Here is a 371-nt window from a genome sequence, read left to right on the forward strand (position 1 = left end):
CGGTGCCTCCTGGGATGCCATATCCATTACGGTGAAACCCAGCCGCTGGCGGTGAAATCGCCCGGTTCAAGGCCAAGGAAACCGATCGGGAAACCTACGGACGGCTGGATCGTGTAGGTGCGCTCGGCTCCGCGACGATCCTCGAGGATCCTGATGCCGGGCGACTGCGCGGTGCCCAATCGATGTCGGAAGCGATCCAGGCGCAGGCGGATCCATGCGGGGCCCCTCGCGCCGGCCGGCGCCTGCGTGGTTGCGGGAAGACCAACCAACCCCGTTCCCGGCAAGGCCTGGAGCGGCAAGACCCTGGCGCCATCGCCACCCAGGCCTCCGGCCAAGCCGGACGGATAGTGCCAGAGATAGGTTGGCCATTC

The 371-nt window shown here is 66.8% G+C and carries 1 protein-coding gene; it reads right to left on the reverse strand.

What is annotated here, in order from left to right:
* Positions 1 to 26: 26 nt before the first annotated feature.
* On the reverse strand, positions 27 to 371 hold a 345-nt coding region (locus CBX98_RS26505; protein WP_206781401.1), incomplete at its 5' end, for a hypothetical protein.

This window comes from Vibrio sp. T9, assembly GCF_003123985.1.
Classification (GTDB): domain Bacteria; phylum Pseudomonadota; class Gammaproteobacteria; order Enterobacterales; family Vibrionaceae; genus Vibrio; species Vibrio diabolicus.